General features: G+C 64.1%; 17 protein-coding genes. 7 read left to right on the top strand and 10 right to left on the bottom strand.

Annotated features, from left to right (window positions below; translation table 11 throughout):
* Nucleotides 1–6 precede the first annotated feature (6 nt).
* Genes A5744_RS10215 through A5744_RS10205 form a run of 3 tightly spaced genes read right to left on the bottom strand, consistent with a single transcriptional unit; the run spans nt 7 to nt 2,746 of the window.
* Complete coding sequence (locus A5744_RS10215; protein WP_139331300.1) at nt 7–837, bottom strand: CbbQ/NirQ/NorQ/GpvN family protein; 831 nt, start codon at nt 835–837, stop codon at nt 7–9.
* A 48-nt stretch (nt 838–885) separates the two neighbouring features.
* On the bottom strand, nt 886–2,094 hold the full coding sequence (locus A5744_RS10210; protein WP_076060687.1) for a cytochrome P450: 1,209 nt from the start codon (nt 2,092–2,094) through the stop codon (nt 886–888).
* A 49-nt stretch (nt 2,095–2,143) separates the two neighbouring features.
* Nucleotides 2,144–2,746 carry a TetR/AcrR family transcriptional regulator gene (locus A5744_RS10205; protein WP_076060587.1) on the bottom strand — a complete coding sequence of 201 codons (603 nt, stop codon included), beginning with the start codon at nt 2,744–2,746 and terminating at the stop codon, nt 2,144–2,146.
* A 205-nt stretch (nt 2,747–2,951) separates the two neighbouring features.
* Here A5744_RS10205 and A5744_RS10200 point away from each other — a divergent pair, with 205 nt between their 5' ends.
* On the top strand, nt 2,952–3,974 hold the full coding sequence (locus A5744_RS10200) for a spirocyclase AveC family protein (RefSeq protein WP_170874459.1): 1,023 nt from the start codon (nt 2,952–2,954) through the stop codon (nt 3,972–3,974).
* Nucleotides 3,971–4,807 (top strand): SDR family NAD(P)-dependent oxidoreductase, encoded by an 837-nt coding sequence (locus tag A5744_RS10195; RefSeq protein WP_170874458.1) that lies wholly within the window; start codon nt 3,971–3,973, stop codon nt 4,805–4,807. The genes A5744_RS10200 and A5744_RS10195 overlap by 4 nt, the downstream gene beginning before the upstream one ends.
* 12 nt (nt 4,808–4,819) lie before the next feature.
* On the opposite strand, the gene A5744_RS10190 is transcribed toward A5744_RS10195, so the two are convergent.
* Genes A5744_RS10190 through A5744_RS10175 form a run of 4 tightly spaced genes read right to left on the bottom strand, consistent with a single transcriptional unit; the run spans nt 4,820 to nt 9,747 of the window.
* Nucleotides 4,820–6,379, bottom strand: coding sequence for a class I adenylate-forming enzyme family protein (locus tag A5744_RS10190; protein WP_076060584.1), 1,560 nt, complete (start codon nt 6,377–6,379; stop codon nt 4,820–4,822).
* Nucleotides 6,376–7,578, bottom strand: a complete 1,203-nt coding sequence (locus A5744_RS10185; protein WP_076060582.1) for an acyl-CoA dehydrogenase family protein — start codon at nt 7,576–7,578, stop codon at nt 6,376–6,378. Before A5744_RS10185 ends, A5744_RS10190 begins: the two co-directional genes overlap by 4 nt.
* Nucleotides 7,575–8,543, bottom strand: coding sequence for an acyl-CoA dehydrogenase family protein (locus tag A5744_RS10180; RefSeq protein WP_076060580.1), 969 nt, complete (start codon nt 8,541–8,543; stop codon nt 7,575–7,577). Before A5744_RS10180 ends, A5744_RS10185 begins: the two co-directional genes overlap by 4 nt.
* 7 nt (nt 8,544–8,550) lie before the next feature.
* Complete coding sequence (locus A5744_RS10175; protein WP_067149734.1) at nt 8,551–9,747, bottom strand: amidohydrolase family protein; 1,197 nt, start codon at nt 9,745–9,747, stop codon at nt 8,551–8,553.
* Nucleotides 9,748–9,963: 216 nt separating this feature from the next.
* Between A5744_RS10175 and A5744_RS10170 the strand changes: the two genes are divergently transcribed.
* Both A5744_RS10170 and A5744_RS10165 read left to right on the top strand, forming a co-directional pair.
* A complete protein-coding gene (locus A5744_RS10170) occupies nt 9,964–11,079 on the top strand; it encodes an acyl-CoA dehydrogenase family protein (protein WP_076060579.1) in 1,116 nt (371 codons plus the stop codon).
* Nucleotides 11,076–11,978 carry a TIGR03619 family F420-dependent LLM class oxidoreductase gene (locus A5744_RS10165; RefSeq protein WP_076060577.1) on the top strand — a complete coding sequence of 301 codons (903 nt, stop codon included), beginning with the start codon at nt 11,076–11,078 and terminating at the stop codon, nt 11,976–11,978. Before A5744_RS10170 ends, A5744_RS10165 begins: the two co-directional genes overlap by 4 nt.
* Before the next feature lie 6 nt (nt 11,979–11,984).
* Here the strand turns inward: A5744_RS10165 and A5744_RS10160 are convergent, their stop codons facing one another.
* Complete coding sequence (locus A5744_RS10160; protein WP_076060575.1) at nt 11,985–12,422, bottom strand: nuclear transport factor 2 family protein; 438 nt, start codon at nt 12,420–12,422, stop codon at nt 11,985–11,987.
* Between the two features lie 49 nt (nt 12,423–12,471).
* Between A5744_RS10160 and A5744_RS10155 the strand changes: the two genes are divergently transcribed.
* The 3 genes from A5744_RS10155 to A5744_RS10145 all read left to right on the top strand — a co-directional run bounded on the left by A5744_RS10155 (nt 12,472) and on the right by A5744_RS10145 (nt 14,847).
* Nucleotides 12,472–13,101, top strand: coding sequence for a cysteine hydrolase (locus A5744_RS10155; protein WP_076060573.1), 630 nt, complete (start codon nt 12,472–12,474; stop codon nt 13,099–13,101).
* A gap of 76 nt (nt 13,102–13,177) precedes the next feature.
* On the top strand, nt 13,178–14,371 hold the full coding sequence (locus A5744_RS10150; RefSeq protein ID WP_076060571.1) for an amidohydrolase family protein: 1,194 nt from the start codon (nt 13,178–13,180) through the stop codon (nt 14,369–14,371).
* A complete protein-coding gene (locus A5744_RS10145) occupies nt 14,368–14,847 on the top strand; it encodes a MaoC family dehydratase (RefSeq protein ID WP_076060569.1) in 480 nt (159 codons plus the stop codon). Before A5744_RS10150 ends, A5744_RS10145 begins: the two co-directional genes overlap by 4 nt.
* Here A5744_RS10145 and A5744_RS10140 read toward each other — a convergent pair.
* Together A5744_RS10140 and A5744_RS10135 are read right to left on the bottom strand one after the other, a co-directional pair.
* Nucleotides 14,844–17,246 (bottom strand): CoA transferase, encoded by a 2,403-nt coding sequence (locus A5744_RS10140; protein WP_076060567.1) that lies wholly within the window; start codon nt 17,244–17,246, stop codon nt 14,844–14,846. The genes A5744_RS10145 and A5744_RS10140 overlap by 4 nt on opposite strands.
* The gene (locus A5744_RS10135; protein WP_076060683.1) at nt 17,243–18,703 is read right to left on the bottom strand and encodes an aldehyde dehydrogenase family protein; all 1,461 of its coding nucleotides are present in this window, start codon (nt 18,701–18,703) and stop codon (nt 17,243–17,245) included. Before A5744_RS10135 ends, A5744_RS10140 begins: the two co-directional genes overlap by 4 nt.
* Nucleotides 18,704–18,715 lie beyond the last annotated feature (12 nt).

The following is an 18,715-nucleotide window of genomic DNA, read 5'->3' as shown; positions in this document are numbered from 1 at the left end:
GCTGCTCTACGAGAGAGCGGGGATAAAACTGTCGACGAGTTGCACCAAGGCCGCGGTGAGCGACACATCATCGGTCAGCGGTTCTGCGATGGCTGCGCGGCAGGCCGCCCTTGGTTCCAGACCGGAGACGATCAGATCAGCGGCGCTCACCAAGGTCCGGGTCGAGGCGACCTCACGAAGGCCTGGCACGTCCACGGATCGAACGGCCTGCCCGAGTGCGATCAACTGCTCCAGCAACGTGCCGTCGAGGGTGGTTTCGTGCCGAACTATCTCGGTTTCGATCTCTGGCGGCGGAAAGTCCAAACTGATGCCTACCATCCGCTGACGAGTGGAATCCTTCAGATCCTTGATTGCATTCTGATAGCCCGGGTTGTAGGACACCACCAGCATGAAACCGTCTGGTGCTTTTAGTTGTTGGCCCAATCGATCGAGCGGAAGAATTCGCCGGTAGTCGGTCAACGGATGGATCACCACGGTCACGTCCTGCCGTGCCTCCACGATCTCGTCGAGATATGCCACTGCGCCCTCACGCACGGCCCGGGTCAAAGGCCCATCGACCCAGACGGTTTCGGAGCCCTGTAAGAGATGCCTGCCGACGAGGTCGGCGGCAGTCAGATCCTCATGGCAGGCAACAGTGTGAACACCGATCCCGAGCTGAGCGGCCATCGCCTCCACAAAGCGAGTCTTGCCGCATCCTGTCGGGCCCTTGATCAGAACAGGGCGGCACGCAGCGTGTGCGGCGAGAAAGACTTCACGCTCGTCACCCACCTCGTAGTAGTACGGAACGCGGTGTGAAAAGGTCGAATCCGCCAGGCTGACTGCTCTGGTGTTGCTCAACTAACTGCTCCCTAGGCTCGGTTCATCGTCGAACGGACCTTTCGTCTCTCAGCCAAATAAGACCGGCAACGCGTTCGGGGAGCGGAATATCTGCCCTCGGATGTGCGGGTCGTGGCCGCCGGGGTCCAGCCGCAGATTCGGCAACCGGTCCATCAAGAGATTTACCGCCGTCCGCATCTCCAGCCGTGCTAGGTGCATGCCGAGGCACACGTGGGGGCCGGATCCAAAACCAATGTGTGCGCGCGCTTGCCGCAAGAGGTTGAACATGTCGGGTTCTTCGTAGCGATCCTCTTGCCGGTTAGCGGCACCGAGCATCGGCATCAGTTGCGATCCAGCGGGAATCGGAACACCACCCAACTCGGTGTCCCGCGTCGCCACCCTGGTGATGGCCAACAGCGGCGCCTCCCAGCGCACGGCCTCCTCGATCGCCTGCGGCATCAGCGACCGATCCGCCCGCAAGATTTCGAGCTGGCTGGGATTGGATAACAGCCCGAAAAGCATGTTTCCCAGCGCGCGGTATGTCGTCTCGATTCCCGCGGGTAGGAGCAACCGCATGAACGAGAAAATCTCGTCGTCGGTGAGGCGCTCGCCATCGATCTCTGCAGCCGCCAGGCTGCTGATCAGATCCTCACAAGGTTCTCGACGGCGCGCTGCCAGGATGGGCTTCGCGTACTCGGTGAGCGCCGCGGCCGAGGCACGTCCACGTTCGGGCGCCACCATGAAACTAAGGACGTCGATTGACCAGCGTTGAAACTGGTGGAAGTCTTCCTCGGGTAGGCCGAGTAAGCCGGAGATGATTCGGGTCGGGAAGTCGAAAGTAAATTCCTTCACCAGATCGGCGCGTCCGCGATCGACGAACCGGTCGATCAGGTCATTGCCGATCGCCACCACGAGTTCGTCTTCCCAGCGCTTCAAAGCCTTCTGGGAGAACGCTTTTGAGACTAGGGAGCGAAGCCGGCCATGATACGGCTCATCCATACCGAGCATCACACGTTGCCCGAGGACCTCGCCGAAGGCCGCGATGACCGCTGATGACGAGTACGTCTCACCGTCGCGTAGCACCTGCACAATCTCCTCGTGCCGGTAGACGATGAACATCGGCGCGGATTGGTCGACCGCCAGCCCAGGCATGTCGATGCGCTGAATCGGATTTTTTCGCCGTTGCTCTGCCAGCTCGGCATAGGGATCACGGATATCGCCGGATACGGCATCGTCAAACGCCATCGCCTCCAGGCTGCCGTCCTCGGTCTGTTCCATGCGTGCCTCCATAGCGAATGAGCTTTATGCCCGGTTGGGGATCCTGTGCTTAACGGATGCGCAGACCCGCGACAAGGGTGTTCAGCGCCGCGCTGACTTCGGCTCGTGCAGCGGCCGGATCATCGCTTTTGGCAACGATGATCGCCGCTTCGTCGACGAGCGCCAGTAGCAACTGCGCAAGCGCCGGCACCGATTGCGGCTCAATGGCTCCCTCGGCGATCGCGTGCTCGAGGCCGTCAGATATGGCGTCGAGGCCGCGGCGCGTCTGCATCATGCGCCAACGATCGGCACCGAACACTGCGGGACCGTCGATGAGGATGATCTGTTGCACGGCAGCAATATTGGCAGCACCGGCAAGGAAGCTGAGCAGACCGTGCCGCAGCCGGTCCAGACTGTCGCCCCGGTCGTCGATTAGAGCGTCCGAGATCACCATGAATTCGGACACGACCTCACAGAAGACCTCTTCGAAAAGAGCTTGCTTGCTTTCAAAGTGGTGATAAAGCGCCCCACGTGTGCCGACGCCAGAGCCAGTGACAATGTCTTCGATGCTTGTTCCGTGATAACCGCGTTCAACGAACAGGTTTCGTGCGGTGTCGAGAATCGCCGCCCGGGTGGCCGCCGCTCGATCTTCTCGTGCTCGACTTTTATACATGGTAGCGGTATGTTAACCCACCTACTAGCAGTATGTGAAATCGGCCCGCCAGAGAGGTTCGCTCATGACAGCCACTAATACGGTGCTGGCGCACGGGAAGGGAACACATCCCCGACCATCGGGTGACCCAAGTAGCCCAATATCGGCGCCATGCACGAGCGCCTTGGTAACAACCGTGGTCACGGTCGTAATTCTGTTCGGTTGGATGCTCAGCTTCGCCACTCGCGATGCCGGCGACCGGATCCGTCGACCGGGCCACAATGATCCGACGGAGTTCTCCGTCCAGCCACTCTTCGGGTGGCATTTCTGGCCCTATCTGTTTGAAGTCGGCGCCGTCGTCATGTTCGGAGGAGGATTGATCATCCTCACTGTGCAATCGATCAAGGCCGGCAAGATCACGATGGGCCTGCTGTTCTTCATCGCCGGCAACGCGTTGGTTTGGCTTGATCCATGGGGTAACTGGGGGCCGTACGCCACATACGACTCGCGGCTGCTGCATTGGCCCGAAACCTGGTGGTGGGCCGCTGTTTCGCCGACAGTGGAGCCAGTCTTCAACTTCATCGGCTATTACGCGTTTTACATCGGACCGTCGGCCTTGTCTATCCTGCTGCTCAAACGAGTCATCGGGCCGCGTTTCTCCTCTACCGCTTTCGTGCACCGGCACCCACTGATCTCACTGACGATTCTGACTGTCATCGTCGGGTTCCTCATCGACGCGATCATCGAGATTTTCTTCGTCATGACCGGTCTGTACGGGTACTCGCAGGTGCCCGCGTTCGGCTCCATCAAGGCTGGTCACCCAGATCAGTTCCCGTTGCTCCTCGAGTCGTTGTCGACAACACTTCCCTTCATCGCCGTCAGCCTGCTGTGGTGGCGCAACGACACCGGCTTGACCGGCGCCGAGCGGCTGGCGAATAAGTTCCGCATCACCCGCGCGACGGGCCGCCTGGGGGTCCTCATGACAATGATCGTGGTGATGAGTTTCGGCTATTTCCTCTACCTGGCACCGTTTTTCATCATCCGCTACTTCAACCTCTCCACCGAAACGGCGCGTCCGTGGCGGTGGTGCCACACCCAGGTCTATGACCCCCAGGGCCGCTTCGAGAAGGCCGGTGAGCAGGGGCCATTCTTCGCAGGAATCTGGTCGCACTGGCCTTCCGGGCAGCCCCACGGACGACTGGTAACCCCGCCGGTTGGCGAGCCGCCCCCTAACGCATGCAAGCCGTGAGCAGCGGCACCAATAGTCGTCGTCGAACCGCCGTCATCACCGGAGCCTCACGCGGGCTTGGTCGGCTCTCGGCCGCCGAGCTGGCCCTCCGTGGTTGGCAGGTCGTTGCCGCCATGCGTTCTCCCGAGCGTGACGGTGCATCGCTGGTCCAAGAAGTCGGCCGGGCAGGCGAGATCGAACTACTCAAGCTGGACTTGGTCGATTCGGCCTCCATCGAAGCCGCGGCCCGCCAACTCGCGGACCGGCCCGTCGACGCGCTGGTGCATATCGCTGGGCTAGCCCCGGCAGCGGCCTTCGAAGACACCTCTCGTGAAGAGCGGGTGAGCACCTTCCAGACCAATCTGCTGGGCCCGATGCACCTGACCGCGTTGCTATTGCCCGGCATGCGTGAACGTGGCATCGGCAGGATCGTCGCGGTCGCGAGCCTGGCGGCCAGGGTCGGTATGCCACTGTCATCGGTCTACGGCGCCAGCAAGGCCGCTCTCGAGAAATGGATTGAGAGCCTCGCTGTCGAGATCCATCAGTTCGGTCTCTCCGCGCACGTACTGGAAGCCGGCATGTTCGACACCGAGATGATCCTGAACAATGATGTGCCGGAGGCGGTTGGCCCGTACGGCCCGATGTACGCCAACTTCTCCGAACGCCGCGCAAGCGTTGTCGCAAGAGCCAGGCCGGCAGCCAAATTCGCGACCGCGCTTGCCGACACGCTGGAGAAGCAATCGCCACCCGTACTCGAGCTTGTCGGCGTCGACGCCGTCGCGGTCTATTACCTGCAACGACTCATTCCTCGCAAGGTGATCACCACAGTGATGAAGCGGGCAGTTGCCCCGTAGAAGCGACTTCGCTCATCCCGCTGACGCGAATCTTTTCCGAAGTTCGTTCTTCAACACCTTTCCAGTGAGGTTTCGCGGTAGGGTGTCCACCAGTTCGAGGCGTTCCGGCGACTTATGCCGACTCAATTCCTTTGCCTGGCAATGCTCCACCAGGGCCGACAGGGTTACCTCACTGCCCGGCGCTGGAACGACAACGGCGCAGACGCGCTCGCCGGTCCGCTCGTCGGGCACTCCGATGACCGCGACGTCGGCTACCGCAGGGTGGCTCGCCAACACGCCCTCGATCTCGAGTGCCGAGATGTTCTCCGCATTGCGGATGATCGCATCCTTGATGCGCCCCGTGACGACGACGTTGCCCTGGTCGTCGATGCGCCCCAGATCGCCTGTGCGAAACCACCCCTCGGCGTCGAATGCTTTGGCGTCCAAGGAGGCATCGACGTAGCCGAGGAAGCATTGCGGGCCCTTGAGCCGCAGCTCCCCCTCCTCCCCGGGCACAACCTGCCGCTCGGATTCGTCGACGACTCGCACCGAAACGCCTGGCACGGGCTTGCCCACGGTATGGTCCAGCAGTTCCGGGGGGCCGTTCGGCGCTTGAGAAGTAGCGACCGGAAATTCGGTCAGGCCCCAGGAATTTGCCACACCGTCCACCGAGAAAGTCTGCCGCACTTGATGGCCCAGCTCCGCGGTGATGGGCGCACCACCGCCGACGCAGCCACGCAAATCGGGATAGAGCGGTTCGTCGCCGTGCTTGGCCTGCGCCGCCATGAAGGCGACGAAGAACGGGGTCGCGCTGCCCAACAGTGTCGGGCGGTGCGTAGCGATGGCGAAGGGGGTCTCCACGGGGTCGAAGGCGTCGAATAGCACCAGCCGCATGCCGGTATGCAGGCCGGCAGCGAGCATGGCCGCTCCCCCGATGTGCGACACCGGAAAAGCGATCGGGTTGACGTCACTACTGGAGGCACCGACGATACCGACGACGCCTGCCGAGCCGGCGATCACCGAGCGGTCGCAGTGCCGCGCGCCTTTCGGTGCCGCCGTCGTGCCCGACGTGTAGTAGATCCAGCGCGGGTCCTCGCCCGAGCGCGGCGGTGGAGGCAGCGCTGCCGGATCACCGGCCGGCAGTCGAAGTGCACCGGTGATGGGCGCATTGTGGTCGATGACCACCACCGACATGGACTGGTCACCGTTGATCTTGTGCGCGAGCGCGGTGTGGTCGAAGTTGCGCCACAATCCGGGCACGATGATGACATCCGTCGCGAGTTGCGTTGTCACAAAACGCAGTTCGCTCTCCCGCCATATCGGCAGAACGGGGTTCTGGACTGCACCAAGGCGCGCCAGCGCCACCATGACGACCATCGTCTCCAGCGTCGTCGGCAGTTGCCACGACACCACCGTCCCCGCACCAATTCCCCGTTGCGCCAGTGCCGCTGCACAGGTCAGCGCGGATTCGCGCAGCTCCCCACACGACAGGGTTCGCCCGTAGTCGTCGACGAGAATCACTCGATCGGGATGCGACCGCGCTGCCGTTTCGACGAGGGACCAGTAGGTCCGCGCGGGTGGGTATGCGGTCATCGGCTCGGCAAGTGCAGTCGGCGCTTGGCCAGAATGTTGCGCATCATCTCCGAACTGCCACCGGATATCGTGTAGGCCCGAGACCACAGCCAGCATTCCCGCAGGCGTTGTTTGGCCTGTTCCACATCAGGATTCGCAGTCCCCACGGCAACCACCGACGCGGCCAGCTCGGCGCCATAGGCCGCGACTCGGTGATATGTCTCCGCGAAGCTCAACTTCGCGATCGATCCGTCGCCCGGCCGTTCGTCGCCCGACGTCAGCCGCTCCACATGGTCGTCGATGAACGCCTTGGCCACTTCGACCTCAACCGCCAGCTCGGCCATCTCTTGGCGGATGTCACCCCACTCCAGCGCGGGCGCGCCGTCGATGAACGCGTGACGCGCCACGGTGACCAGATCGTCGATCAAGAGTTCGAGCAAGATGACGTTGCCGCCGATGCCGAATCGTTCAAAGTCCAGGCCGGCCATGATGATCGACCAACCCTGGCCCACCTCTCCGATCAGGCTCTCCGCACCGAGCCTGACTCCGGTCAGGAAGACCTCATTGACCTCGATCGCGTCGCCGATCGTCCGGATCGGACGAACTTCGACACCGTCCGCCGAGAGTGGCACGGCGAAGACCGACAGGCCGTGGTGGCGCGACGCAGCCGGGTCGGTGCGGATCAGGGCGAGGCCCATGTCGGCCCAGTGCCCGTCCGTGATCCAGGTCTTCTGCCCGTCGATGAGCCAGCTGCCATCGTCCTGCTGCGTTCCGCGGCTGCGCACGGCGGCGATATCGCTGCCGGCGTCGGGCTCGCTGAGCAGCTGGCACCAGATGTGCTCGCTGCGCCGGATCGGCGGCAGCAGCGTTCGCTTCTGTTCTTCAGAACCGAAGTGCAACAAGACGTGTGCCGCCAGGTTGACCTGATCAATGGGCCGTGGTGCGCGAGCACGCAAAATCTCCTCGCTCACGATGCGATCATGCAGCGGGTGGTGATCGCCGCGGCCACCGTGCTCGACCGGCCAGTCCGCACCGACGAAACCCGCCGCGAAGAGGCCGGCGAACCATCTGCGAAGCTGGGCTTCCTCTACGGCAGTTTCGGGCGCCCGGTGGCCTTCGCGTGCTTCGATAGCCGGTGCGTGTTCGGCAATGTGGGCCCTGACCCGCTCCCGGAATTCGGTCAGCTGCGCCTGGGTGGGTCGATTCCCGAAAATGCTCACCAGCCGGATACCTCCGCAACGAGCGCCCGACTCGACCGCGCGGTGCCTATCAAATGGCCGTTGGTGAAGACGCGACGCAGTTCGTGGTGCAGGGGATACTCCCAGGTGAATCCGATGCCGCCCGACAGTTGCATGCACTCGTCAACGGCGGCTGCGGCTTTCGCCGCGACGAACGCGTGCGCGGCCGCCGTCAGCACGGTTGCCCTTTCTTCGGCAGACGCGATTGCCCGCGCCGCCCTCATGACGACGGCGCGCGCTTTGACCTGGAAGACCAGTAGCTCGACGAGCCGGTGCTGAATCGCTTGAAAACTCGCGATAGGCACCCCGAACGCAACGCGCTCCTTGAGGTATGCGGTCAACCGTTCAAGGGTCATCGACACCGCGCCCACGGAATCGGCGGCAACAAGCAGCCGGGCCACGGCGACCAACTGGTCGGCCCGTTCGGGAGATCCGATCAAGGCGCTGGGCGCGTTCGCCACGTCGAGGCGCCATACCGTCCTGGTGACGTCCAGCACGTCTGCGTCCAGCTCGAACCGGTCGCGATCCAGGTCACGTAGCAGGTGAATTCCGTTGCGCCCCAGCAGAAGGACGATGTCAACCGCATCGCCGCGGATGACCCGCGCGGGCCCGTCGAGGACGGCGAAGCCCGCCGCCACGGTGCCGTCGAGCAAGCCGGGCAGCAGTTGATCCCTAACCTCCTCGGGCCCGCAGGCAAGCGCCGCGGCGCCCAGCGTGGTTCCGAACCACGCCGAGCCGTCCTGCGCTCGACCGAGCTCCTCGGCCACCACGCACGCCTCGACCGGACGCCAGCCAGCGCCGCCTATAACCTCATCGACAAGCAGCCCGGTCCAGTCCATCGCCGCAAGGTCCTTGACCGTTCCCCTCTCCCCGCGTTCGGCCAGGAACTGACGCGCCGACGCTCGCAACAGATCGAGGTCGACTTCGGCTGAGTCCCCGTCAGCCATGCCGCGATCAGCTCCGGAAGAGCAGCTGCTCGGCGTTGTCGCGCATGATCCGCCGCTTGGTCGCGTCGTCGAGCGGGTCGAGCAGCTTGGCGAACTCGGCCGGTACGGCCAGGCCTTCGGCGTGCGGGTAATCCGAGCCCATCACCAGGCAGTCGTCGTATCCCATGCTTCCGACGATCGCGGGGATGTCGTCTTCGGGGTACGGCACGACACGGACGTGACGGCGGAAGATCGCCGACGGCCGCTCCGTCAGCTTCCCGCCGATCCATGGACCGTTGCGGCCCATGCCCCGGCTCTTGTCCATGTGCCTGACGAAGAACGGCACCCATTCCGCCCCATGCTCGGCAACGAGGACATTCAGACCCGGGAAGCGACCGAACAGGTTGTCGAAGATGAGCGCGGACAACGTGTCCTCGATCGGGCGCTGGCCGTAGATGTTCATCCACTGCCACGCCGACATGTGCCAGGAGGCGGGGTCGGGGTTCTGTCCCCAGGCGGGCGAGATCGCATTGAAGTACCAAAACGGCATGATGTGGAACACCAGGACGCAGCCGGCCTCCTGTAGGCGTGCGTAAATGGGGTCGAAGTACGGGTCGCCGGGTGATCGACCGTAAGCCGGGCCGGTTGGCAGCAGCACGAACTTCGCCCCCTGCGCGATGATCGCCTCTGTTTCTGCGATCGCGGAATCCAAGTCGCGCAACGACATCAGCGCCGTGGCAAAAATCTTATCTTCGTAGTTGAAACCCCACTCTTCGTCGAACCATCGGTTGAACGAGCGGAGATTGGCATAGAGTGCCGCTGTGTCATCGACGTAGTGTTCGCCGGCCAGGGCCATGCCGCTTGGATAGATGACCATGCGCTCGATGTTCTGCTCCGCCATGACGGCAAGGCGCGCAGCACGCTCGACGAATTCCGGTTGCATGGGTTGCGGCTCGTAGGACTCCTCGGGGTTGCCCGAGCCCATTTGCTTGAGCATCTCCTTGAGGGAGCCGGGCCGGTACGCGACATCAAGACCGAGGCCCCCTTCGCTGTTGAAGGTGGCGACGCGATGCCCGGCAAGGATCACTTCCACGCCGTCCGCCCCGCGCACGGTGGTGATCGCGCGGTCCCGAAACTTTTCCGGCAGATAACGGGTGAACGCGTCCCGTGTCTCGTAGCAGTGGGTGTCGCAGTCAAAGATGCCGTAATCGAGTTTCGTCGTCACCGCGTCGCTCCTTTTGACGAGAATGGATATTCTCTATATTTGAAAAACATACTATCCTGGTCCGGCAATGGCTATGTCGGGGCAGTCGGCGGGTGGCGCCGTGAGTTGGTGGCGCCCGCTCGACCGCGACCGCCCGGACGAGGACGTCACCCATCAAACGCACTGACAGGCAACGGGATCGGTGAGCTGAAATGCGGCTGAACAGGGAGGCCGTCAGTGCCGACAAATGAGGTCGACGACCTTCGTAGCGTCGTGCGCGAGTACCTCAGCGCAATGTCGTCGAGTGAAACCGTACGCAAGCTGATGGCGACGGAGACCGGCTACGACGAGACGTCCTGGCGCCAGATGGCCAGTGAATTGGGCCTGCACGGCATCGGTGTGCCCGAGAAATGGGGCGGCGCGGGCGCCGGTGTGGCCGAACTGGCCATCGTCTTCGAGGAAATGGGGCGGGCGCTGCTGTGCTCCCCTTTTTTCGCCACAGTGGCGCTCGCGACACAGGCCATCCTCGCCAGCGGCGACGACGCGGCGGCGGAACGGTTCGTTCCCGGCTTCGTCGACGGCTCTGCCACCGCGACGGTGATCCTCAACGGCCGACTCGACGCATGGGATCCCGCCGCGGTGACATTGAGGGCTATCCGAGACGGCACCGGATATCGGCTCCATGGCGAGGCACCGCTCGTGATCGATGGTCACACCGCGGACGTCCTCTTCGCGGCCGCCATCACGGAGGGGGGAATCTCGTTGCTGGCGGTGCGCGCCGGGTCCGATGGCCTTCGCCGCACGCCGCTGGCCGGGCTCGACCGCACCCGGAAGGTGGCGCGGGTGGAGTTCGACGCCGTGCGCGCAGAACTGATCGGAACGGACGGTGGCGCCGCCAACTTCCTGGCCCGCACATCGGACCTGGCCCTTATCGCGCTGACGGCCGAGCAGGTCGGCGCTGCCCAGCGCTGCCTCGACATGGCCGTCGACTACGCCAAGAACCGAATTCAGTTCGGCCGGCCGATCGGCAGCTTCCAAGCGATCAAGCACCGGTGCGCGGACATGCTCGTCCAGGTCGAAGGTGCGCGTTCGGCCGAGGGACATGCGGCCGACGTGGCGGGCACCGATGACCTGCCGACAGCCGCGTCAGTCGCGAAAATGGTCTGTTCCGAAGCCTTCCTGCAAGTTGCGCTCGACAACATGCGCATCCACGGCGGCATCGGCTTCACCTGGGAACACGATGCCCACCTGTTCGTCCGTCGCGCCAAGGTCAGTCAGTTGATCTTCGGCGACCCCGACTATCACGCCCAACGCCTGGCCACGCTCGTCTCCGGACCGAAAGGACCCTTGTGACTGTTTCCTTCTCCCTCGAACTACCCACCCAGCGTGTCGAGGCGGTCGACGAGTTCGTGACCGCCGAGGCGATTGCCGACGTCGCGCGAGTGGCTGAGGCAAGCGGGTTCGCCGCAGTCCATGTCACCGACCACCCCGCGCCCGACGCGAAGTGGCTCGACCACGGCGGACACCACGCCCTCGATCCGTTCGTCGCGCTGGCGTTCGCCGCCGCCGCAACTACCGAGCTCAAGTTGCTGACCAATGTCTACATCGCCGCGTACCGCAACCCGTTCCTCGGTGCGAAGTCGATCCAAAGCCTCGCCGCGCTGTCGAAGGGGCGGCTCATCCTCGGCACCGCTGCGGGATACCTGAAGCCCGAATTCAAAGCTCTCGGAATCGATTTCGACAACCGTGGCGCTCTGCTCGACGAGGCGCTCGACGTCCTGGACAAGGTGCTCACCGGTGAGGACATCGCCTACGAAGGGACGTCGGTCGCCGCCCGCGGTGTGCGGCTGCGGCCGCTGCCCGCGACGCCGCCACCGGTGTGGGTCGGCGGCAACAGCAAGCCTGCGGTACGCCGGGCAGTATCACGCGCTCAGGGTTGGGCGCCGTTCAATACGTTTGGGTATGCCGCGGCGTCGCGGACCGCAGAGATCTCGACCATCGACGACTTGGAGCTCGCCATCGACTGGGCCAAGCAGTACGCGGCCGAGATCGGTCGCACCGAACCGCTGGACATCTGCTTCTCGGCCGGAAACATGTTGGACGACAGCAGATCGGCCGACGAACGTCGCGCGACCATCGCACGACTCGAGGCGGCAGGTGTCACCTGGTTGACCATCGCGCCGGCGGGCGTCGACCGCGCCGAGGTCATCGACCGGTCGCGCACCTTCGCCAAGGAATTCATCACCGCCTGACTGGCCTCATGCCATCAGACTGCCGGCCGCAAATCCGTCCACGCGGATGCGGCGATGGGCGAACAACCAGCGGCCGTTCACCGGTACCAGCACGTCGCGGTAACGGCCCCAGTGATCGACGCCGATGTCGGTGTGGACAGCGAAGTAACTGCTGACCTCGACCCTGTCACGAGCGACCGCCCCGAACCGGATGCTGGAAACGTGATGCCGGACGTGGGTCGGTGCTCGCCGCCCGGAGCTCGAAGGCTGGGTTACCGCGGCGCCCAAACCGGCCTCGATTTCTGCGCGTCCCGTGAGCGGTTCGGCGCTTCCGGTGAACTCCAAGACGCCGTCGTCGCTAAAGCATGCCGCCACCGCCCGGAGATCGAATCGATCCGTGGCCGCGGTGTAGTCGGCCAGCGTCTGCCGCACCGACTCCCGCACTTCGAGCTCCCAAGCCTCCACCTGACCTCCTGGTGAACGAGCATTTCGGCTCACGATAACGTGTATTCTCATGCCGCAGCCAAGTCTCCAGGACCTGCTCGATCCGGTGACCACCGCGCTCGTCACCCAAGAGTGCCAGGGCGGGGTGATTGGGCCGCAGGCCGGCCTCCCCTTGCTGGCCGAGGAAGCCCGGCGCGAAGCCATTCCCAACATCGCCAAACTGCTTGACGCGGCCAGGGCGGCCGGTGTCACGGTCGTCCATTGCCTGATCCAGCGGCGCGCCGACGGTCGTGGTTCCAATACGAACGCCCGATTGTTCGCGGCGGGGAAATCCTTCACCGCCGACCTGACGCCCGGTAGCGCGGGGGCCTCGCTACTGCCGGAGTTGGGGCCGCTCGATACCGACCTCGTTCTCACTCGCACCCACGGCGTCGGCCCCATGTGCGGCACCGATCTGGACTCGGTGCTGCGCAACCTCGGGATAAAAACCATTGTCGGAGTGGGGGTGTCGGTGAATATCGCCATCACCAACTTTGTCATGGATGCGGTCAACCGTGGCTATCAGTTCGTGCTGCCGCGGGATGCGGTCAGCGGATACCCGCGGGAGTACGCCGATTCGATCATCGACAACACGCTGTCCCTGCTGGCAACCGTCACCGCGTCCAGTGCGGTTATCGGCGTGTGGAGCGCAGTGGCCTGATCCGTTGTGGGGCGATATGATAACGTCGTTCTCAGATAGCGTAAATGATCATATTCGCTGCTCAGGAGGAAGTCTCATGTCTCGCCGTTCATTGCCGTACCCGGTTTTCGACATCGACAACCACATGTACGAGACGACGGACGCGCTCACGAAGTACCTTCCGAAGGAGCACCGCGGAAAGGTCGGTTACGTCGAGGTCAACGGCCGGCCCAAACTGGTTGTCAAGGACCACATCAGCCACATGATCCCCAACCCGACGTTCGCGCGCGTTGCCAGGCCTGGGAGCGCCGAGGACTACTTCCTGGGCAACAATCCCGAAGGCCTCAACTTCCGCGAGTTCGTCGGCGAGGCAATGGATGTCATCCCCGCATACCAGGCGCCCGCCCCGCGACTGGAGCTGATGGATGAACTGGGCCTCGACCAGTGCGTGATGTACCCGACTCTCGCCAGCCTCATCGAGGAGCGCACCACCGACGACGTCATCCTCACCCACGCGATCATCCACGCGCTCAACGAGTGGATGCACGAACACTGGACATTCAACTATCACGAGCGGATCTTTGCGACCCCCGTCATCTGTCTGCCGATCGTGGACGAAGCCATCAGAGAATTTCACTGGTGCCTCGAGCGCGGTATGAAGACATTTCTGGTCCGGCCGGCGCCGGTGCCCAGTCGCTTCGGCGGTTCGCGGTCTATGGGCCTGCCCGAGTTCGACCCGTTCTGGGAAGAAGTGGTCAACGCCGGCATGCCGGTCACCATGCACGCCTCGGACAGCGGCTACCAGAAGCACCTCATGGAGTGGGAAGGCGGCGACGAGTACCTGTCCTTCAAACCGAGTGCCCTCCGGGAGGTCGTGATGGGGCACCGCGCCATCGAGGACACGCTGGCGGCGATGATCTGCCACGGCGCGCTCTCACGGTTCCCCGACCTGAAGATCTTCTGTGTGGAGAACGGGAGCGGCTGGGTGCGCAACCTGCTCGAGCAGCTCAACACGGCGTACAAGATCATGCCCAAGGAGTTCGACGAGCACCCCGTCGAGGTGTTCAAGCGCAACATCTACATCCACCCGTTCCTCGAAGACGACGTCAAGGGAATCGTCGAGATCATGGGCGAGGACCACGTGATGTTCGGCTCCGATTTCCCTCACCCGGAGGGCATCGGCGACCCGCTGAGCTTTGTCGACCGGCTGGACGGCCTCTCGGACGACGTCAAAGCAAAGATCATGGGCGGCAACGCAATTGAGCAATTAGGTCTCAAGGTCGCGGCATGACCCAGGCGTCCACGTCACCGAAGGAGTACGACGGGATCGCCGATTTCGAGGCGCATGTCGGCGAGCACCTCGGCTACAGCGACTGGCTTCGGGTCACTCAAAAGAAGATCGATCTGTTCGCCGAGGCGACCGGTGACCATCAGTGGATTCACGTCGACCCCGAGAAAGCGGCTGCCGGTCCCTACGGCAAGACCATCGCACACGGCTATCTGACCTTGTCGCTGGTGCCCGCTCTCGTCAAACAGATCTACCGGGTGACCGGGCTGTCGATGCAGGTGAACTACGGCTCCGACAAGCTGCGGTTCCCCGCCCCGGTACCGGTGGACTCCCGCATCCGGGCCGGAGCCGAGCTACTCAAGGTTGAGCGCAGCGACCGCGGGGGGCGGGCCACGGTTCGTGTCACCGTCGAGGTCGAGGGAAATGACCGGCCGGCTTGCGTCGTCGACACGATCGCAGCGATGGTCGACGACAGCTAGGCGTTGAGCAGGCGTTGCCCGATCACTTGTTGGTCGCCCAACGCGGCGATCTCCGCATCGGAAAGTCCGAGTGCCCCCAGCACCTCGGCGTTGTGCTGCCCCAGCGTCGGCGCCGCGTTCCTGTGATGGTGCGCCGGACCCGGCGAAATCTGAAATGGCCAGCCCGGAAATCTATGTCGCCCCGTAATCGGGTGGACCAGATCCTGATAGTAACCACGCGCATCGAGCTGCTCGACCCCGTACATCTCGTCGGCTGCAAGCAATCGCGCGGCTGGGACGCCATGCCGGACAAGCGTTGTCACCAGCTCCTCGGCGGGTTGCGTACACGTCCAGTTAGTGACGATCTCGTCGAATTGGTCATGATTTTGCCGGCGAGCTTCTGCGGTCGCGAATCTCGGGTCGTCGCGCAAGTCAGCGCGGTCGATCGCTTCCAGTACGGAAAGCCAGTCGGCGTCGTCGCGCACCGAGAGCGCTACCCACTCGTCGGTGACGCTCGTCGGGTAGACGCCCTGGGCATATTCGCGGTGGCGGTTTCCGTCTCGTGTTCGCACCGCGCCTGTCAGCGAGTACTCGATGACAGGCTCGGCGGTCACCGCCGCGCCAACCTCGATCTGCGCGACCTCGACGAGCTGGCCCTCACCGGTGGACCTCCTGTGCTCGAGCGCGGCCAGCAGCGCCACACCTGCGTGTACACCGGCGATCGGGTCGGCGGGCCCCTGCAGATTGCACGGCGGGCCGTCTGGGTAACCGGTCATGGCCGACATACCGGACACTTGTTCGATGTTCAGCGCCCAGCCCACATAGTCGCGCCACGGCCCCTCCAGCCCGAATCCGGGCATCCGCACCATAATCAGTGCAGGATTGATCTTCGCGAGCGAGTCGTAATCGAGTCCGAACTGCTCAACGACGCGCGGGGAGAAGTTCTCCACCACCACGTCGGCTTCTGCGGCCAACCGCAGAGCCAGGTCGCGGCCGGCGGTCGAAGTGAGATCGAGGGTGATATCGCGTTTGTTGAGATTGGTTCCCTGCCAAAGCGGCCCGCGTTCATACCAGTCGTCCCCCTCACGCAGTAGCGACCCGGAGTAGCGGTGTCCGTCGGGACGCTGAATGGATTCGACCTTGATCACGTCAGCCCCGAACGCGCCGAGGTAGCACGTCAGATACGCCCCCGCCCAGAAGGTGCTCAAGTCGAACACCTTCAATCCGGCGAAGGGCAGGACGTCCGGCGTTTTCTCGACGCCACCGTCCCGGCGGCGCGCGCCGCGCTCGCTCCAGGCAGCCCGCGAGTCTTTTCCGCGGGCTGGGGCAGGAAGTGGCGAAGGAACGGGTGTCTTGGAAAACCGAAACGGCGCTCCGGGTCTGGTGAATCGCCATGCGTCAGCCGCCATCTCGATGAAAAATTCTCGCGCGGCGTACTGCGGACAGTCCAGGATGCTATCGCCTTCGGTGACCGGCGCCGCGGGTATCCGCATTGCCTGACTCAGGTCGACGAGGTCGGCAACGGTCATCGCATCGAAAAACGGTTGTGCCTTCGCAAAAAACTCGTCGCGCTCGGGGCCGCCGAGCATGATCGCAAGCTGGTGCTCGCCGAACTCGGGTAACCCGACCATGGCGCACACGTCGAGCCAGTGCTGGCCGGTCAGGCAGTTGATTCCGATCCAGCCATCGGCGGCACGCACGATACCCAACATCGGTGCAGCCTTCGAATTAGTCGGCAGACCAAGGCTTTTCAGGCGCGCTGCCATCAGCATGGGATAGGGCAGCGTCGACAGCAGCGACTCGAACATCGAGACGTCCACCTCGACCGGCCGGTTCGTCCCCGCCGCGGCGACCCGCAGCGCCGTCAGCGCTCCGAGGGCCGCATACGCGCCGGCTATGTACTCCGGAATCCGGGCGCCGGCTTGGACTGGTGCCCGACCGGGGTCGCGCACATTGACCCAACCTGCTGCCGCCTGCAGGGTCAATGGAGTCGTCACCCGGTCACGCAGCGGTCCGTCCTGGCCGAAGCTCGATATCCGGACCACGACGAGGTTCGGGTTGCTGCGACGAAGGGCGTCCGCGTCCAGACCCCAGTCCCGCCGCTCGGGCGCGGCGGCGTGCAGGTCTTCGATAATCACATCCGCCTGTGCGATGAGCTCGTGAAGGTCCGCGAGGTCGCTATCACGTGCTAAGTCGACTGTGACGCCGGACTTTCCGGCGTTCAGGTACGCGAAAAGCCCGCTTCGTTCCGGATCAGGATCGGCCGACGGAAACGGACCCCATAGGCGCAGCGGATCACCCATTGGGGGCTCGACCTTGCAGACGTCGGCACCAAGGTCGACGAGCAACTTGGCGCAGTACGGACCGGCAATTTCGGAGGCCAGCTCAACAACACGCAAGCCCGCAAGCGGCCGGTTCACGCGGGCACCCCGATGGCCTTGGGCTCCATATAAGCCCGCAGTCCCATCACACCACCCTCTCGGCCGATTCCACTCTGGTTGAAGCCGCCGAACGGGGCATCTCCGGGAATCGTCCCGTTGATCGAGACCTGCCCGGTCCTGATCCGTCGGGCGATCGCCACCGCGCGGTCGACGTCGCTTCCCCACACCGCGCCCCCGAGCCCGTACGCCGAGTTGTTGGCGATGGCCACCGCGTCATCGTCGTCGCGATACCGCAACACCGTCAGCACAGGACCGAACACTTCCTCCTGCGCAATGTACGAATCGGCCGAGGCGTCGGTCAGTATCGTTGGCTCGAAATAGAATCCGTGGCTCAGATCCTTCGGGCGGCCTCCCCCGGCGACCACGGTTGCGCCGTCGGCTTCGGCGCGCTTGACGAATCCCTCGACGCGGTCGAGATGTTCGCGGCTGATCAACGGTCCCATGGTGACCGCGGGGTCGACGGGATCGCCGATTACGACCCCGCGCGACAGCGCGGCGAGCCGATCCACCACGTCGTCATGGATCGCATCGGGCAACAACAGCCTGCTGTTGAGAATGCACGCCTGACCGGCATGCATCGTGCATCCTTCGAACAGCAGCCGCTCCAACAGTTCGTCGGTGATCTCGGCGTCGGGCAGCAAGACGGTCGCGGACTTGCCGCCGCATTCCAGCAGAACGCGCTTCATCGTGGTCGCCGCACCGGCCATCACGTCGCGGCCGACGGCCGAGCTGCCGGTGAAGCTGACCATATTGACCCTGGGATCCAGGGTCAGGCTCCTACTGGCCTCGACGCTGGTCGGGGTAACCACGTTGACGACACCGGCGGGGATATCCGTTTCCTCCTCGACGATTCGAGCCAGCGCGAGCCCGGCCAGGGGCGTCAGCGGCGATGGCTTGAGCACGAGCGTATTTCCCGCCGCCAGCGCCGCACCCAGCTTCATCACGTTGATGGTGTGCGGGAAATTCCACGGGGTCATGGCGGCCACCACACCAAGCGGTTCGTAGCGCAACAGCGTGGTGCCCGCAGCGCCCCACGCGTCCATTGGTTCCTCGGCGGGCTCCATCGCGAGCTCGGCGGCGTGACCGACCATGAATGCCGGGCCTTCGACATGGATGATGCGCTCGTTTGCCGAACAACCCCACTCGGCCTGCGCGAGGGCGTAGAACTCCTCGCTGTTGGCCAGTAGCGCTTCGCTGAGCTGTCGCAGGCATCTGGCGCGGTCCGCCGGCTCCGCCGCCGGCCAGGGGCCCGAATCGAAGGCGGCCCTGGCCGCCGCGACCGCCTGTTGGACCTGCGCAACGCTCGCGTCCGGCGCGGTACCGATCACCGTCTCGGTCGCGGGGTTGACGACGTCGTAGCGCCCGCTGTCCGGTTCGACCCATCGGCCGTCGATGTAATGCCCGTAGGCGTCGCGGAGAGACCGTGAGCCAGCCATCATCTGCCTGCC

The organism is Mycobacterium sp. IS-1264 (genome assembly GCF_001954195.1).
Taxonomy (GTDB): Bacteria; Actinomycetota; Actinomycetes; order Mycobacteriales; family Mycobacteriaceae; genus Mycobacterium.
This window is presented reverse-complemented; position numbering and strand designations above follow the sequence as displayed.

What these genes read in the sequence shown, in the direction of transcription:
- A5744_RS10210 (WP_076060687.1), bottom strand. Translation starts at nt 2,094, where the DNA reads ATGGAACAGACCGAGGACGGCAGCCTGGAGGCGATGGCGTTTGACGAT.
- A5744_RS10205 (WP_076060587.1), bottom strand. Translation starts at nt 2,746, where the DNA reads ATGTATAAAAGTCGAGCACGAGAAGATCGAGCGGCGGCCACCCGGGCG.
- A5744_RS10200 (WP_170874459.1), top strand. Translation starts at nt 2,952, where the DNA reads ATGCTCAGCTTCGCCACTCGCGATGCCGGCGACCGGATCCGTCGACCG.
- A5744_RS10190 (WP_076060584.1), bottom strand. Translation starts at nt 6,379, where the DNA reads ATGACCGCATACCCACCCGCGCGGACCTACTGGTCCCTCGTCGAAACG.
- A5744_RS10180 (WP_076060580.1), bottom strand. Translation starts at nt 8,543, where the DNA reads ATGGCTGACGGGGACTCAGCCGAAGTCGACCTCGATCTGTTGCGAGCG.
- A5744_RS10155 (WP_076060573.1), top strand. Translation starts at nt 12,472, where the DNA reads ATGCCGCAGCCAAGTCTCCAGGACCTGCTCGATCCGGTGACCACCGCG.
- A5744_RS10150 (WP_076060571.1), top strand. Translation starts at nt 13,178, where the DNA reads ATGTCTCGCCGTTCATTGCCGTACCCGGTTTTCGACATCGACAACCAC.
- A5744_RS10145 (WP_076060569.1), top strand. Translation starts at nt 14,368, where the DNA reads ATGACCCAGGCGTCCACGTCACCGAAGGAGTACGACGGGATCGCCGAT.
- A5744_RS10135 (WP_076060683.1), bottom strand. Translation starts at nt 18,703, where the DNA reads ATGGCTGGCTCACGGTCTCTCCGCGACGCCTACGGGCATTACATCGAC.